Genomic DNA, 14326 nt, shown 5'->3' on the forward strand with positions numbered 1-14326 from the left:
GACGATGACAACCATCATCCCCGACCCGTCACACAAGAAGATCGAGCCCGACAGTCTCGTCGAGATGGCGTGGGACCCGATCACCCGAATCGTGGGCAGCCTCGGCATCTACACCAAGATCGACTTCGAGAATCGTGAGGTGGTCGAGTGCCACAGCACGTCGTCGATCTTTCGCGGGTACTCGATCTTCATGCGTGGCAAAGATCCTCGCGACGCGCATTTCATCACCAGCCGGATCTGCGGGATCTGCGGGGACAATCACGCGACCTGCTCGTGCTACTGCCAGAACATGGCCTACGGGGTGAAGCCGCCCCACCTCGGCGAATGGATCGTGAATCTCGGCGAGGCCGCAGAATACATGTTCGACCACAACATCTTCCAGGAGAACCTGGTCGGCGTGGACTTCTGCGAGAAGATGGTCGCCGAGACCAACCCGGGGGTGTTGGCGAAGGCGGAGAACACCGAGGCGCCCCACGCGGGAGATCACGGTCACCGCACGATCGCCGACATCATGCGGGCACTGAACCCGTTCACCGGCGAGTTCTATCGGGAGGCACTGCAGGTCAGTCGGTACACCCGAGAGATGTTCTGTCTCATGGAGGGTCGTCACGTCCACCCGTCGACGCTCTATCCGGGCGGTGTCGGCACGGTGGCGACCATCCAGCTCATGACCGATTACATGACCAGGCTGATGCGCTACGTGGAGTTCATGAAGAAGGTCGTCCCCATGCACGACGACCTCTTCGACTTCTTCTACGAGGCACTGCCGGGGTACGACAAGGTCGGGCTGCGCCGCACCCTACTGGGCTGCTGGGGATCGTTCCAGGATCCTGAGGTCTGCAACTTCGCCTACCGGGACATGGAGGAGTGGGGGCGCAAGATGTTCGTCACCCCCGGCGTGGTGGTGGACGGCAAGCTGGTCACCACGTCGTTGGTCGACATCAATCTCGGAATCCGAATCCTCTTGGGGAGTTCGTATTACGACGATTGGACCGACCAGGAGATGTTCGTGAGGAACGACCCGCTGGGAAACCCGGTCGATCGTCGGCATCCGTGGAACCAGCACACCAACCCGAAGCCTGCCAAACGCGACATGGACGACAAGTACAGCTGGGTGATGTCACCACGCTGGTTCGACGGCACCGATCACCTCGCGCTGGACACCGGCGGTGGGCCGCTCGCGAGGTTGTGGGCCACGGCGCTCGCCGGACTCGTGGACGTCGGGTATGTGCAGTCCACCGGTCACAGCGTCAAGATCAACCTCCCGAAGACAGCGCTCAAGGGCCCGGTCGAGCTCGAATGGCACATCCCCGCGGCGGGCAGCAACACGATCGAGCGCAACCGCGCACGCACGTACTTCCAGGCATATGCGGCCGCGTGCGCACTGCACTTCGCGGAGAAGGCCCTCGAGGAGATCAGGGCCGGGCGAACCAAGACCTGGGAGAGCTTCGAGGTCCCCGACGAGGGCATCGGATGCGGCTTCACCGAGGCCGTCCGAGGGGTGCTCTCCCACCACATGGTGATCCGCGACGGCAAGATCGCGAATTACCATCCGTATCCGCCGACTCCGTGGAATGCGAACCCGCGCGACAGTTTCGGGACGCCAGGGCCCTATGAGGACGCGGTACAGGGACAACCGATCTTCGAGGAGAACGGCCGCGACGACTTCAAGGGCATCGACATCATGCGTACGGTGCGCAGTTTCGACCCCTGTCTGCCGTGCGGCGTGCACATGTACCTCGGCAAGGGGCAGACCCTGCAGAAATTGCACTCACCCACGCAGGCGTTGACCGGGGAATGACCCGGCACCGCCGACCTGACAACCGCGAGGAGGAGGCGATGCCGGACAGCTCGGGACCCGCGGAGGTCGACGAGGGTCGATGGCGCGCGGCAGGCGACCGGATCGAGACCCTGCTGGATGCATCGGCGACCGGTGGCGCCGTGGCCCGGGAACGAGCGGAATCACTCGTCCGGGAGGTGGCCGACCTGTACGGCGAGGGCCTCGCGCGCATCCTCTCCCGCCTGGACCGCGAGAGCGTCGAATCCCTCACCGCCGACGAACTGATCGCGAGTCTGCTGCTCGTGCACGGCCTCCATCCGCACGATGTGCGCACCCGGGTCGACGGGGCGATCGAGAGCGTGCGACCGTATCTCGGATCGCATGGTGGAGACGTGCGGGTCCTGGGGGTGTCCGACGACATCGTGCGGCTCGAACTCGAGGGCAGTTGCCGAAGCTGCCCGTCGTCGTCGGTGACCCTCGAACTCGCCGTGCAGGAGGCGATCCGGGCGGCGGCGCCGGAGATCGTCTCGATCGAGGTCGTCGCGGCAGAGCCGGCGCCGGCCGGACTGATCCCCGCAGACAGCCTGCTCAGTCGCGTCCACGAGGTCGAGCGGCCCGGCGCGCAGTGGGAGCCGGTTCCCGAACTCGCGGATCTGAAACCGGGTGAGGTGGGCGGCTATGCGGTGGCCGGACTGCCGATACTGGTCTGCCGCCTCGCCGACGGCTTCTTCGCGTACCGCGATCATTGTCCGGTCTGCCAGAACTCGCTGGCCGGCGTCGTGATGCACAGTTCACCCCAGGGTGTCGCGATCCTGCGTTGCCCCACCTGCGGTGCGCGCTTCGACGCCGTGCATGCCGGCACACAACTCGACGGCGACGACCACCTGGAGCCGCTGCCTTTGCTCACCCGCGACGGCACCCTCGCCGTCGCGGTGCCGTCCGGAGCGGTCCGATGACCACCCCTTTCGACGTGATCCGGCGGATCACCACGACTCGCCCCGCGACGGCGGGCGGCGAGCGCTGCGAGATGTGCGCCGAATCGATCGGCGACGACCACCGGCATGTGGTCAACACCGAGGGGCGCGCGCTGATGTGCGTCTGCCGGGGCTGCTACCTGCTGTTCACCGATCAGGGAGCGGCGCTGCGCTATCGCGCGGTCCCTGACCGCTACCTCAACTTTCGTGATCACGCGATCGACCACGCGGACTGGGAGTCCCTCGAGATCCCGGTGAACCTGGCCTTCTTCTTCCGCAACTCCGGACTGGGACGGGTGGTGGCCTTCTATCCGGGTGCAGGCGGCGCGATCGAGTCGGATCTGTCGCTGGCGGCCTGGGATTCGCTCGTCGCCCGCAATCGGGCACTCGAGATGCTGACCGACGATGTCGAGGCGGTGCTCATCCGCATGCCGGAACGCGGCGGTGACGGGGGAAACGGTGACGGGGACGGTACGGCGACCGGTTGCCTGCTGTTGCCGATCGACGTCTGCTACGAGTTCGTCGGTCAGGTCCGAATGCGATGGCGTGGCTTCGACGGCGGAGCCGACGTCCACAACTACATGGATGAGTTCTTCACGTCGATGTCGGCGCGAGCGAGGGCCGTGGGGTCGCGATGATCGAGGCCATCGACGACATCGACATCCGGGTGATCGACGTGAGCCCCGAACCATATGCGTTGAGCCCGACGCTGATCGCACGAACGCAGCTCACCCTGCCGGACGGTGCAGGAGCACACGCCGTGGCGTTGCGCGCGCAGGTCCGCATCGAACCGACGCGCCGCCCGTACACGGATGCCGAGGCGGCCGGACTCGTCGACCTGTTCGGCCTTCGGGAGCGATGGTCGGCGACCCAACGCGCCTTCCTGTGGATGCACAGCACCACGATGGTTCCCGGATTCACCGGCGACACGGTCGCTGATCTGCCGCTTCCGTGTACCTATGACTTCGAGGTGAGTGCGTCGAAGTACCTCCATGCGTTGGCCGATGGCGCGATTCCGCTGCTCTTCCTTTTCAGCGGGACAGTTTTCGTCAAGGGCACCCCCGGACTCACGGTGCAGCAGATCCCCTGGGACCGCGAGGCACGCTTCGAGCTCCCGGTCCGGGTGTGGCGAGATCTGATGGCGATGTGTCACCCGGGTACCGGATGGTTGCGGCTGCGCGGCGAGACCATCTCCGCGCTGACGGACTACAAGTCGGCGCACGGACTGCTCGACTACGACGAGGCAGTGACCGCCCTGTTGTCCGCGGCGGTGGCCCGATGACCGTCCATGACGTCCGGGCGGTCGCGGACGCGGTGCTGTACGAGGGATATCTGCTCTATCCGTACCGGTCGACCTCCGCGAAGAACCAGTCGCGCTGGCAGTTCGGGGTGCTGGGCCCCGAGGGTGCCGCTCGGGCCGGACTCGGCGAGGAGTCGTCGTTGTCCGCGCAATGTCCGGTGCGCGGCGGTGACCGGGCCTCGCTCACCTTGGCCGTCCGCTTCCTGCAGTTGCAGCACCGGCAGGTGCGCGACGCCGGGTCCACACCTGTCGACGACCTCGTGCTGGACGGGCAGCTGTACGTCACGTGGGATGAGGCCGTCGCCCACGACCTGCCGATCGGGCCCCTGGAGGTATCGCAACTGTTGCGCGAGAACATCGTCCGGTCGATCGACGTCCCGGCCGCGGAGGAGACCGAGGAACTCCCCGGTGGGACTCTGGTCCGGACTCGCGCGGCCCTGCACGGACGGGTCACCGTGTTCGCGCGTCGAGACGGTGACGCCATTGTTCTCACCGTCTCGGTGACAAACGTCGGGGCACCACCCATCGACCGCGACGCCGCCATCGCGCGGTCGTTCATCGGGGCGCACGTGATCATCGAGCTCGACGCAGGCTCGTTCACCTCGCTGATCGACCCTCCCGCTGCGGCGATCGCCGAAAGATGCTTGCACCACAGGGTGTTCCCGGTCCTGGCCGGATCGCCGGACACCGATCACGTGATGCTGCTGTCACCGATCATCCTCTACGACCACCCCGAGGTCGCAGCCCAGAGTGAGGTGGCGCTCTTCGACGCCACCGAGATCGACGAGATCCTCACCCTGCGCGTGCTGACGATGACCGACGAGGAGAAGGCGCAGGCCCGGGCGACCGATGCCCGCGCCGCCGAGATCCTCGACCGGTGCGAGTCGATGTCCCCGGACGCGTTGGCACGCTTGCACGGGGTCCGCCGAGACCCGGCCGATGTCGCGACGCCGTCGTCACGCACCGCGGCGGATCCGGCCGCGCGCCTCGTGCCGGAGATTCCGGACGGCGTGGACTGGTGGGAACCGCAGGCCGACGACGCGGTCGAGCCGGAGTCCGATGCCGTGCTGGTCGACGGTGTCACGGTGTCCCGCGGCAGCCGCGTCCGCCTCCGGCCGTCGCGCCGGGCCGACGCGCACGACCTGTTCTTCGCGGGAATGGCCGCACGTGTGATGACGGTGCACGCCGACGTCGACGGACAGACACACGTCGGCGTGGTGATCGAAGACGACCCCGCCGCCGACCTCCACGAATCCTACGGGCGCTATTTCTATTTCGCGCCCGACGAAGTCGAGCCTCTCGACAGCCGGTGAGGCAGGAAGGAAGTGCACCATGCGCAGAATCGGACAGGTGGCCACCCTGGTCGGGCTCGCGGCGGTGGTCGCCGGCCTGATCGTCGGCATTCGCTCGATCCCGGACCTCGAGCGGTATCTACGGATGCGTCGAATGTGAGATGACCACTGCGGCGCCGACCGCGACCGTGCTGGTCGCCGGGATCGGCAACATCTTCCACTCCGACGACGGCTTCGGGCCGGAGGTGGTGCGGCGACTGCCGCGCGCCCCGGAGTCGGTGCGTGCCGTCGACTACGGCATCCGGGGACTGCACCTCGCCTACGACCTGCTCGATCCATGGGACGCCCTGGTCCTGGTGGATGCGATACCCGACCGGGGCGACCCCGGCCAGGTCGAGGTGATCCGGGTGGACCCCGCCGTCGACACGAGCGGCGTCGAACGAGGTGGCCCCGACCTCGATGGGCACGGGATGGATCCGGCGGCGGTGTTCGCCGGGGTATGGGCACTGGGCGGCACGCTGCCACCGACCTACGTCGTCGGCTGTCAGATCGAGTCCGTGGCCGAGGGCATCGGGCTCTCGGGTCCGGTCGCCGCCGCGGTGGAAACGGGCGTCACGGCGGTTCTCGACGTCGTGGAGCGGCTGACCGGCGAGCGGCGGGAGTGAGCCGATGTGTCTGGGTATCCCGGGACAGGTCATCGAGATCCTCGACGGCTACGGTGGTCAGATCGCGCTGGTCGACGTCACCGGGGAACCGCGCAAGGTGAACATCGGTATGCTGGAGGAGGATTCGGCACTCGACGCGGGCGACTGGGTGATCATCCACATGGGCTTCGCCGTGGAGAAGACGAACTCGGACGGCGCCCGACAGGCGCTCGCGGGCCTGAAACTGATGGGGCGAGGTGACGCTCCATGATCGCCGAACGGGTGCGTCGCCGCCTGCTGGTCACCGGCCTGGTCCAGGGTGTGGGTTTCCGGCCGTTCGTCTATGCGACGGCGACCGAGCTGGCGCTCTCGGGCGGCGTCCACAACGACTCGTCGGGCGTCGTCATCGAGATCGAGGGAAGTGCCACGGCAGCAGACGCTTTCGTCGATCGTCTGCGGATCAGCCCGCCGCCGCTGGCGGTGATCGACACCGTCATCGAGACGTCTGTCGACATCTGTGGGGGCACGGGTTTCCGCATCGACGTGACCAGCGACGGCCGGCCCGGCCGGACCCTCGCCTCCCCGGACGTCGCGATCTGTCCCGACTGCGTTGCGGAGCTGCGGGACCCGGCGAACCGGCGCCACCGGCACCCGTTCATCACCTGCACCAACTGCGGGCCCCGGTTCACCATCATCGAACGGCTGCCGTACGACCGTCAGAACACGTCCATGGCCGACTTCCCGATGTGTGCGGCCTGCGCCGCGGAGTACACCGACCCGGCCGACCGTCGATTCCATGCGCAGCCCATCTCCTGCCACGACTGTGGTCCGTCGCTGCGCTACGAGGGGCCGGGCGCGGGACCGGACCCGATCGGCGCGGCGCGCTCGCTGCTCGGTGCGGGAGGCATCCTGGCGGTGAAGGGGATCGGCGGCTACCACCTCGCCTGCGACGCCCTCGACGACGACGCGGTCGGTCGATTGCGCTCGCGAAAACGCCGCGGCGACAAGCCGTTCGCCGTGATGGTCGCCGACCTCGATTCGGCGCGTCGGCTGGTGGCGGTCCACGGCGCCGCCTGCGCCCTGCTGAACAGCCCGCAGGCGCCCATCGTCATCCTGCCGCGGTCCGACGATCCGGTGGCCGCCGCGGTGGCTCCCGGCAACCCGGACCTCGGTGTGATGCTGGCCCACAGTCCGCTGCACCTGCTCCTCTTCGGGCTCGGTGACGATCCACCCGGGCCGCGGGTCCTGGTGATGACGTCGGGGAATCTGGGTGGCGAGCCCATCTGCTACGAGGACGACCAGGCCCACAACCGGCTGGCGGACCTCGCTGACGGGTTGCTCCGACATGACCGGAGGATCGTCGTGCCCTGCGATGACTCGGTGATCCGGATGGTGGCCGGGGAGACGATACCGATCCGTCGCTCCCGAGGGTATGCACCGATGCCGCTGGCACTTCCGGTGCGGTCGGCGCCGATGGTGGCCGTCGGAGCCGACCTCAAGAACACCTGTGCGGTGGCCGACGGGCGGTATGCGTGGTTGAGTCAGCACGTCGGCGACATGGACGATCTCGCCACCCTCGATGCGTTCGGCGCCGCCGAACGCCATCTCGAGGCGGTCACCGGTGTCACGCCGCAACTGCTGGCCGCCGATGCGCATCCTGCCTACCGCTCGGCGGCGTGGGCGCGTCGGCATGCGGCGGGGCGCGAGGTCCGCGCCGTGCATCACCACCACGCGCACGTGTCGGCGGTGATGGGTGAGCACGGGATGGGTCCGGAGGACAGCGTCGTCGGAATGGCCTTCGACGGAACCGGATTCGGCACCGATGGTGCGATCTGGGGTGGGGAGGTGCTGCACGCGAGCTACAAGTCGTGCGAGCGGCTCGCGCACCTGCGGTATGTACCGTTGCCCGGTGGTGACATGAGCGTCTATCGCCCGTACCGAATGGCACTGGCGCACTTGTGGTCCGCCGGGATCGACTGGTCGGATGCCCTCCCGCCGGTGCGGGCCTGTCCGGTTGGCGAACGTCGCGCGCTCGCTCATCAGCTCGAGACGGGGTTCGGATGTGTTCGGACGTCGAGTATGGGCAGGCTCTTCGACGCGGTGTCCGCACTCGCCGGGATTCGACAGGTCGTCGATTTCGAGGCGCAGGCGGCGATCGAGCTCGAGGCAGCGGCACGCGGAAACGACGGCGCCGGCATCCACTACCGATTCGCCGTGTCGGACCACCGGGGCGTGGACGAGCTCGCTACGGTGATCGATCCGTCTCCGGTGATCGCCGCCGTCGTGAACGATGTGCTCGCCGGGGTGATGTCGCGGGTGATCGCCGCCCGGTTCCACGCGGCGGTGGCATCGATGGTGCTCGAGGTCGCGCGTCTCTTCGGTGAACGGTCCGAGAAGGTCGCCCTCACCGGCGGGGTTTTCCAGAATGCGCTGCTGCTGTCGTCGGTGCGGACCCTGCTGAGCGACAACGACTTCGAAGTGATCACCCATCGACTCGTGCCGCCGAACGACGGCGGTGTGGCATTCGGGCAGCTGCTCGTTGCCGGTGCGGGATGAACGGAAGGAGGAGGGCTGATGTGTCTGGCGGTACCGGGCAAGGTCGTGTCCATCGATGACGACGCCGACACCCTCATGTCGATCGTCGACTTCGGCGGGCTCCACAAAGAGGTGTGTCTGCAATACATTCCGGACGCCGCGATCGGCGACTACGTGCTGGTGCACGTCGGTTTCGCCATCCAGCGCCTCGACGAGGAGTCCGCCCTCGCAACGCTTGCGGAGTTCGAGCACCTCGGCGTGCTGTCCGAGGAATTCGGTGACGGCTTCGCCCGCGCCGCCGAACAGGCCGGGGTGGCCGACCCCCGGCGAACAGATGGCGACCGCGACGAGACAGAGGTGACACGATGAAGTATCTCGACGAGTTCAGCAACCCGGACCTGGCGGCCAAGCTGATCGAGGAGATCCGCGCGGCGACCGATCATCGGTGGGCGATCATGGAAGTGTGTGGTGGTCAGACGCATTCGATCGTCCGCCACGGGATCGACCAACTGCTTCCCGAGCAGATCGAAATGATCCACGGGCCCGGCTGCCCGGTCTGTGTGACGCCGCTCGAGGTGATCGACAAGGCGCTGGAGATCGCAGCGACCCCCGGGGTCATCTTCTGCTCGTTCGGAGACATGCTGCGGGTACCGGGTACCGAACGTGACCTGTTCGCGGTGAAGAGTGCCGGCGGCGATGTCCGGGTCGTGTACTCACCGCTGGACGCGCTCACTCTCGCCAAGGAGAACCCTGAACGGGAGGTGGTGTTCTTCGGTATCGGATTCGAGACGACCGCACCGGCGAATGCGATGACCGTCTTCCAGGCCCGGCGTCAGGGCATCACCAACTTCTCGATGTTGGTGTCGCATGTGCTGGTGCCGCCGGCGATTGCTGCGATCATGGAGTCGCCGACGTGCCGGGTGCAGGCCTTCCTCGCGGCCGGCCATGTCTGCAGTGTGATGGGCGTCGGCCAGTATCCGCCGCTGGCACAGCGGTATCGGGTGCCCATGGTGGTCACCGGTTTCGAGCCGCTCGACATCCTCGAGGGGATACGGCGGACCGTCATCCAGCTCGAGGCCGGACGGTACGAGGTGGAGAACGCCTACCGTCGCGCGGTCCCGGCGGAGGGGAACCCGGCCGCGCAAGCGATGCTGGCGGATGTCTTCGAGGTGACCGATCGGACCTGGCGAGGCATCGGGATGATCCCGGACAGCGGCTGGCGCCTGTCGGCCCGATATCGGGACTTCGACGCGGAGTACCGGTTCCACGTGGACGGGCTGCATGCCGAGGAGTCGGCGATCTGCCGGTCGGGCGAGGTCCTGCAGGGGCTGATCAAACCGCACGAGTGCGCGGCGTTCGGCACCGAGTGCACGCCGAGACATCCACTCGGCGCGACGATGGTGTCGTCGGAGGGCGCGTGTGCGGCCTATTACCTGTATCGCCGGCTCGATCTCCCGGCCGACGCGGCACATTCGGCGGCGTCGCATGCCTGAGGCGATCCGGTCGACGGCCCGGCACGCACGCAACGTCGACATGGAGAACTGGGTGTGCCCCCTTCCGCTGCGCGACTCCCCGAATGTGGTGATGGGACACGGTGGCGGGGGTGCGATGTCACAGCAACTCATCGAGCATCTGTTCCTGCCGTCCTTCGGCGCGGCCGCCGACGCGGGCATGGGGGACTCCGCCGTCCTCGACGTCGGCGGTGTCCGCCTGGCGTTCTCGACGGATTCGTTCGTGGTACAGCCGCCGGAGTTCCCGGGCGGGTCGATCGGCGAACTCGCCGTGAACGGCACGGTGAACGATCTCGCGATGGCCGGTGCGCGGCCGCTGGCCCTGTCGACGGCATTCATCCTCGAGGAGGGGACACCGCTCGCCGACGTCGCACGCGCCGCCGAGGCGATGGGGAGCGCGGCCCTTGCCGCGGGCGTCTCACTCGTGACCGGTGACACGAAGGTGGTGGACTCGGGCTGCGGTGACGGCATCTACATCAACACCGCGGGCATCGGGATCATCGACGACGGCGTCGACATCGGACCCACCCGCGCGCGCGTCGGTGACGTGGTGATCGTGAGCGGGGACATCGGTGTGCACGGCGTTGCGGTCATGAGCTGTCGTGAAGGGCTGGAGTTCGGCACGTCGGTGCGCAGCGACACGGCGTCGCTGGGCGGCCTGGTCGCGGCGATGATCGCCACCGGCGCGGACATCCACACACTGCGCGATCCGACCCGCGGCGGACTGGCCGCCGGGCTGAACGAGATCGCGACCACGGCCGACGTCGGAGTGGTCCTGCAGGAGAGCGCGATTCCCGTACCCCAGGAGGTTCGCGATGCGTGTGGTGTGCTCGGCCTCGACCCGATGTACGTGGCCAACGAGGGAAAGCTGATCGCATTCGTCGCACCCGAACACGCCGAGTTGCTCCTGGCCGCGATGCGGGCCCATCCGCTGGGCGCCGGTGCGGCCGTCATCGGCGACTGCGTACCCGACCACCGGGGGATGGTGGTGGCGCGGACCACGCTCGGCGGCACCCGGGTGGTCGATCTGCCAGTGGGCGAGCAGCTGCCGAGAATATGTTGACGCCCGACCGTCGGACTCGTCGCGTCGATGATCCCGGTGTCACCACGTTCGCGCGGTATGCCTTCGCGCCCAACGAGCTCGGCTATTGCGGCCCCGAGGATTTCGTCGAACTGCTGCACGGGGAACCCAGTCGGATTGCCGAACGCGCGAACGAGTTCGAGGGTGCCTGGGCGTATCTCGTCACCCTCGCCGAGGCGATCGGGAACCGGGATCCACTGGATGCGGCCATCGTGCACGCCTATTGGGTCGGCGACGACCTGCTGGCGCAGGTCGATCCGCAGGTCCTGTTGGACAATCTCCGGGCTCGCATCCGGGGACCGGCGACCGGGCTCCTGCATTCCGTCGCCGCCGCGGCGAAACCACCCGCACATCACAACTTCCACGTGCTGGCCGTGTATCCGTGGGTCACGCTGCTCCATGTCGACGACACCACGCCGCTGTCGATCCTGCAGAACTGCTGTATCCGAGCGGGGGAGGTGGAGTCGGTGCACGGCGACGTCGCCCGGGTCTCGCGACGGGAACTGTCCTTTGACGGGGCGCACCTCTCGCTGGGCAGCCCGACCACCGCACCGGCACGCTGGCGGCTCCCAGGCCACGAGATGATCGCCGAGCCGGTCGCGGGACTATCGGTGTCGCTGCACTGGGACTGGATCTGCGGGGTGCTCGAGCCGTCCGAGGCCGCGCAACTCGAGATGATCACGCAGCGCGTCCTCGACATCGTCAACCCATGTCTGGATGCACTGCGGGACGGTCGGCGCACAAAGTGACCTCGGCAGGGATGACCGTTCAGAGGGTCAACGGGGGTTGCTTCTCGCATTGGGCGGGCACGATGAACACCGGACGATGGCAATGCTTCAGCACGGCCTCGGCCACGCTCGACCGCAAGAGCGCCTTCAGTCCCGAGGCCCCGCGTGTCCCGGTGACCAGCAGATCCACGTCGAGAGCATCGGCGGCGGCGACCAGCGCTGCCCATACCGTCGACTCCACCTCGACCAGTGATCCGTGCGCATCCATCCCGACCGAGACGGCCAGTTCCACACCGGTCTTGTTGAGGGTCTCCGCTTCTTCCTTGAGCGCGTGGTCGACGCCGGCCTCGAGCTGGGTGTCGAGGAATGGCTGCATCCCGCCGGAGAGCGTGGACAGACGTGCCGGCGACATCCCGCCGGGCTGCCAGGCGGTCACCACGTGCGCCGTCTCGGCGCGGAGGAATTGTGCGGCGTAGCGGATCGCGCGATCGGCATTCGGCGAGCCGTCGTAGGCGATCATCAGCGTCTGGTGGACACCCTGGTCCATGGGCCCAGATTACATGCCAGACTCGAGGCATGGGCTCATCTCAGCGAGGTCGAGGAGTGCGTGGCGTACTGGCGGTGATGACGGTCGCGGCCGTCGTCGTAGCCGGTGCGGGTTGCGCGTCGGAGCAGTCACCGGGTTCCGCGGACAGCGCGACGTCGGCGTACAGCAGTTCGTCGGCGGCCTCGTCGCCGTCGTCAAGCGCCGTAGCCGCGCCGGTATCAGTCTGTGGCACAGCAGAACTCGCAAAGATGACCTTGCGTCAGAAGCTTGCGCAGATGCTCGTCGTCGGGGTCACCGGGGCGGCCGATGCGCAGGCCATCGTGAACAAGGAACAGGTCGGCGGGATCTTTGTCGGCAGCTGGACCGACATGTCGATCCTGTCCAGTGGCGCGGCCGCCCGGATCTCGCGGAACAGCAAGATCCCACTGATGGTCACCGTCGACCAGGAGGGCGGGCGCGTATCGCGCTTGTCGTCGCTGGGTATCGACAGCCCGTCGGCCCGCGAACTCGCGCAGACGAAGACCCCTGCCCAGGTCCGGGCGCTGGGTCAGTCGATCGGTAGGCAGTTGCGGCAGATCGGCGTCACCGTCGACTTCGCGCCCTCAGCGGACGTGAGCGCCGAGGCCGACGACGAAGTGATCGGCGACCGGTCGTTCAGCAACGATCCGGCCGTCGTGACCGAGTACGCGGGGGCCTTCGCCGCGGGTCTGCAGTCGGCGGGGATCACCCCGGTGTACAAGCACTTTCCCGGGCATGGACACGGTTCCGGCGACTCGCATCTCGGCGTCGTAGTGACGCCGCCGCTGTCGTCGCTGGAGAAGAGCGACCTGGTGCCTTATCGCACGTTGCTCAAGAACCCGGGCAATGCGGCCGTGATGGTCGGCCACCTGATCGTCCCGGGGCTGACCGGCCCGGAGACCCCGTCCAGCATCAGCCCGCGGGCGATCGGCATGTTGCGGACCGGGCAGCCCTACGGCGGACCGCCCTTCAACGGCGTCGTCTTCTCCGACGACCTGTCCGGCATGGCCGCCATCAGCGCTCGTTATCCCATCGAGCAGGCGGTCCCGATGGCCATCAAGGCGGGCTCCGACATCGCGTTGTGGCTGGCGACCGACCGCGTGAGCTCCGTTCTCGACTCTTTGCAGCGCGAGGTCGCGGCCAAACGGCTCACCGTGGACCGGGTGAACCGCTCGGTGGTGCGGATCTTGCGGTCGAAGGGTGTTCTCACCTGCTGAACTTACCGGCTGGTAAGTAATCCGGTAAGCTTCTGACACTCAAGGGTGTGTGGGTGTGGGTGTCGAGGAGGAGTGATGGCAGGCGGGACCAAACGGTTGCCCCGCGCGGTGCGGGAGCAACAAATGCTGGACGCCGCCGTCAAGGTCTTCTCCGAAAACGGCTTCCGCGAGGCGTCGATGGATTCCATCGCCGCGCAGGCCGAGATCAGCAAGCCGATGCTGTACCTCTATTACGGCTCCAAGGACGAGCTGTTCAGTGCCTGCATCGCGCGTGAGTCCGGCCGCTTCATCGATGCGATGAGCGTCGGTTTCGATCCGTCGTTGCGCCAGCGCGAGCAGGCCCGCACCGTCGTCAAGGAGTTCCTGCGCTACGTCGACGAGAACCGGCAGTCGTGGAAGGTGCTCTATCGCGTCGCGGTCGGCACCGCGAGCTTCTCCCACTTCGTCTCCGACAGTCGGGCCCGCGTCACCGAGATGGTCACCGAACTGATCCGCGCAGGCACCACCGTCGAGGGTGCCCGCGACATCGACTTCGAACTCACCGCCGTCGCGCTGGTCGGCGCGGGTGAGGCCGTCGCGGACCGGATCACCGAGGGCGACGTCGACCTCGAGACGGCGACGGATCTGCTGGTCGGTATCACTTGGCGCGGTCTGAAGGGTGTGGGGACCGCCGACGTCGTCGCGGAGTGAACCGCTCTC

At 67.5% G+C, this 14326-nt stretch carries 17 protein-coding genes; 15 read left to right on the forward strand and 2 right to left on the reverse strand.

Translation table 11 applies throughout. The features are described 5' to 3' along the window. Window positions 1–4 precede the first annotated feature (4 nt). Genes OVA31_RS13390 through OVA31_RS13445 form a run of 13 tightly spaced genes read left to right on the forward strand, consistent with a single transcriptional unit; the run spans window position 5 to window position 11866 of the window. The gene (locus tag OVA31_RS13390) at window positions 5–1801 is read left to right on the forward strand and encodes a nickel-dependent hydrogenase large subunit (RefSeq protein ID WP_267627135.1); all 1797 of its coding nucleotides are present in this window, start codon (window positions 5–7) and stop codon (window positions 1799–1801) included. Between the two features lie 38 nt (window positions 1802–1839). Then, window positions 1840–2736, forward strand: a complete 897-nt coding sequence (locus OVA31_RS13395) for a NifU family protein (RefSeq protein WP_267627136.1) — start codon at window positions 1840–1842, stop codon at window positions 2734–2736. Then, window positions 2733–3392 (forward strand): DUF5947 family protein, encoded by a 660-nt coding sequence (locus OVA31_RS13400; RefSeq protein ID WP_267627137.1) that lies wholly within the window; start codon window positions 2733–2735, stop codon window positions 3390–3392. The genes OVA31_RS13395 and OVA31_RS13400 overlap by 4 nt, the downstream gene beginning before the upstream one ends. After that, window positions 3389–4036, forward strand: a complete 648-nt coding sequence (locus tag OVA31_RS13405; protein WP_267627138.1) for a DUF6084 family protein — start codon at window positions 3389–3391, stop codon at window positions 4034–4036. Before OVA31_RS13400 ends, OVA31_RS13405 begins: the two co-directional genes overlap by 4 nt. Continuing rightward, window positions 4033–5367 carry a hypothetical protein gene (locus OVA31_RS13410; RefSeq protein ID WP_267627139.1) on the forward strand — a complete coding sequence of 445 codons (1335 nt, stop codon included), beginning with the start codon at window positions 4033–4035 and terminating at the stop codon, window positions 5365–5367. The genes OVA31_RS13405 and OVA31_RS13410 overlap by 4 nt, the downstream gene beginning before the upstream one ends. 19 nt (window positions 5368–5386) lie before the next feature. After that, window positions 5387–5506, forward strand: a complete 120-nt coding sequence (locus OVA31_RS24765) for a DUF6893 family small protein (RefSeq protein ID WP_420714028.1) — start codon at window positions 5387–5389, stop codon at window positions 5504–5506. Window position 5507: 1 nt separating this feature from the next. Further along, a complete protein-coding gene (locus OVA31_RS13415; protein WP_267627140.1) occupies window positions 5508–6011 on the forward strand; it encodes a hydrogenase maturation protease in 504 nt (167 codons plus the stop codon). A 4-nt stretch (window positions 6012–6015) separates the two neighbouring features. Further along, the gene (locus OVA31_RS13420; protein WP_267627141.1) at window positions 6016–6261 is read left to right on the forward strand and encodes a HypC/HybG/HupF family hydrogenase formation chaperone; all 246 of its coding nucleotides are present in this window, start codon (window positions 6016–6018) and stop codon (window positions 6259–6261) included. Further along, entirely contained in the window at window positions 6258–8546 is a 2289-nt protein-coding gene (gene hypF, locus OVA31_RS13425) for a carbamoyltransferase HypF (RefSeq protein ID WP_267627142.1), read from the forward strand. Before OVA31_RS13420 ends, hypF begins: the two co-directional genes overlap by 4 nt. Window positions 8547–8564: 18 nt before the next feature. Further along, window positions 8565–8894, forward strand: coding sequence for a HypC/HybG/HupF family hydrogenase formation chaperone (locus tag OVA31_RS13430; protein ID WP_267627143.1), 330 nt, complete (start codon window positions 8565–8567; stop codon window positions 8892–8894). Beyond that, on the forward strand, window positions 8891–10018 hold the full coding sequence (hypD, locus tag OVA31_RS13435) for a hydrogenase formation protein HypD (RefSeq protein WP_267627144.1): 1128 nt from the start codon (window positions 8891–8893) through the stop codon (window positions 10016–10018). The genes OVA31_RS13430 and hypD overlap by 4 nt, the downstream gene beginning before the upstream one ends. Then, complete coding sequence (gene hypE, locus OVA31_RS13440) at window positions 10011–11099, forward strand: hydrogenase expression/formation protein HypE (protein ID WP_324290099.1); 1089 nt, start codon at window positions 10011–10013, stop codon at window positions 11097–11099. Before hypD ends, hypE begins: the two co-directional genes overlap by 8 nt. Beyond that, complete coding sequence (locus OVA31_RS13445; protein WP_267627145.1) at window positions 11093–11866, forward strand: DUF6390 family protein; 774 nt, start codon at window positions 11093–11095, stop codon at window positions 11864–11866. The genes hypE and OVA31_RS13445 overlap by 7 nt, the downstream gene beginning before the upstream one ends. A 19-nt stretch (window positions 11867–11885) precedes the next feature. Here the strand turns inward: OVA31_RS13445 and OVA31_RS13450 are convergent, their stop codons facing one another. After that, complete coding sequence (locus OVA31_RS13450) at window positions 11886–12392, reverse strand: universal stress protein (protein ID WP_267627146.1); 507 nt, start codon at window positions 12390–12392, stop codon at window positions 11886–11888. A 40-nt stretch (window positions 12393–12432) separates the two neighbouring features. After that, on the reverse strand, window positions 12433–12624 hold the full coding sequence (locus tag OVA31_RS24770) for a hypothetical protein (RefSeq protein WP_420714029.1): 192 nt from the start codon (window positions 12622–12624) through the stop codon (window positions 12433–12435). Window positions 12625–12640: 16 nt separating this feature from the next. Between OVA31_RS24770 and OVA31_RS13455 the strand changes: the two genes are divergently transcribed. Next, a complete protein-coding gene (locus OVA31_RS13455) occupies window positions 12641–13627 on the forward strand; it encodes a glycoside hydrolase family 3 N-terminal domain-containing protein (RefSeq protein ID WP_420714030.1) in 987 nt (328 codons plus the stop codon). Between the two features lie 75 nt (window positions 13628–13702). After that, window positions 13703–14317, forward strand: a complete 615-nt coding sequence (locus OVA31_RS13460) for a TetR/AcrR family transcriptional regulator (RefSeq protein WP_164308208.1) — start codon at window positions 13703–13705, stop codon at window positions 14315–14317. Window positions 14318–14326: the final 9 nt, after the last annotated feature.

This window comes from Gordonia sp. SL306 (assembly GCF_026625785.1).
GTDB lineage: Bacteria > Actinomycetota > Actinomycetes > Mycobacteriales > Mycobacteriaceae > Gordonia.

Bases quoted from the DNA above. Each gene is read 5' to 3' on its own strand.
- OVA31_RS13395 (WP_267627136.1), top strand. From the start codon at position 1,840: ATGCCGGACAGCTCGGGACCCGCGGAGGTCGACGAGGGTCGATGGCGC.
- OVA31_RS13420 (WP_267627141.1), top strand. From the start codon at position 6,016: ATGTGTCTGGGTATCCCGGGACAGGTCATCGAGATCCTCGACGGCTAC.
- OVA31_RS13415 (WP_267627140.1), top strand. From the start codon at position 5,508: ATGACCACTGCGGCGCCGACCGCGACCGTGCTGGTCGCCGGGATCGGC.
- OVA31_RS13450 (WP_267627146.1), bottom strand. From the start codon at position 12,392: ATGGACCAGGGTGTCCACCAGACGCTGATGATCGCCTACGACGGCTCG.
- OVA31_RS13445 (WP_267627145.1), top strand. From the start codon at position 11,093: ATGTTGACGCCCGACCGTCGGACTCGTCGCGTCGATGATCCCGGTGTC.
- OVA31_RS13430 (WP_267627143.1), top strand. From the start codon at position 8,565: ATGTGTCTGGCGGTACCGGGCAAGGTCGTGTCCATCGATGACGACGCC.
- hypE (WP_324290099.1), top strand. From the start codon at position 10,011: ATGCCTGAGGCGATCCGGTCGACGGCCCGGCACGCACGCAACGTCGAC.
- OVA31_RS24765 (WP_420714028.1), top strand. From the start codon at position 5,387: ATGCGCAGAATCGGACAGGTGGCCACCCTGGTCGGGCTCGCGGCGGTG.
- OVA31_RS13410 (WP_267627139.1), top strand. From the start codon at position 4,033: ATGACCGTCCATGACGTCCGGGCGGTCGCGGACGCGGTGCTGTACGAG.
- OVA31_RS13455 (WP_420714030.1), top strand. From the start codon at position 12,641: ATGACCTTGCGTCAGAAGCTTGCGCAGATGCTCGTCGTCGGGGTCACC.
- OVA31_RS13390 (WP_267627135.1), top strand. From the start codon at position 5: ATGACAACCATCATCCCCGACCCGTCACACAAGAAGATCGAGCCCGAC.
- hypD (WP_267627144.1), top strand. From the start codon at position 8,891: ATGAAGTATCTCGACGAGTTCAGCAACCCGGACCTGGCGGCCAAGCTG.
- OVA31_RS13460 (WP_164308208.1), top strand. From the start codon at position 13,703: ATGGCAGGCGGGACCAAACGGTTGCCCCGCGCGGTGCGGGAGCAACAA.
- OVA31_RS13400 (WP_267627137.1), top strand. From the start codon at position 2,733: ATGACCACCCCTTTCGACGTGATCCGGCGGATCACCACGACTCGCCCC.
- hypF (WP_267627142.1), top strand. From the start codon at position 6,258: ATGATCGCCGAACGGGTGCGTCGCCGCCTGCTGGTCACCGGCCTGGTC.
- OVA31_RS13405 (WP_267627138.1), top strand. From the start codon at position 3,389: ATGATCGAGGCCATCGACGACATCGACATCCGGGTGATCGACGTGAGC.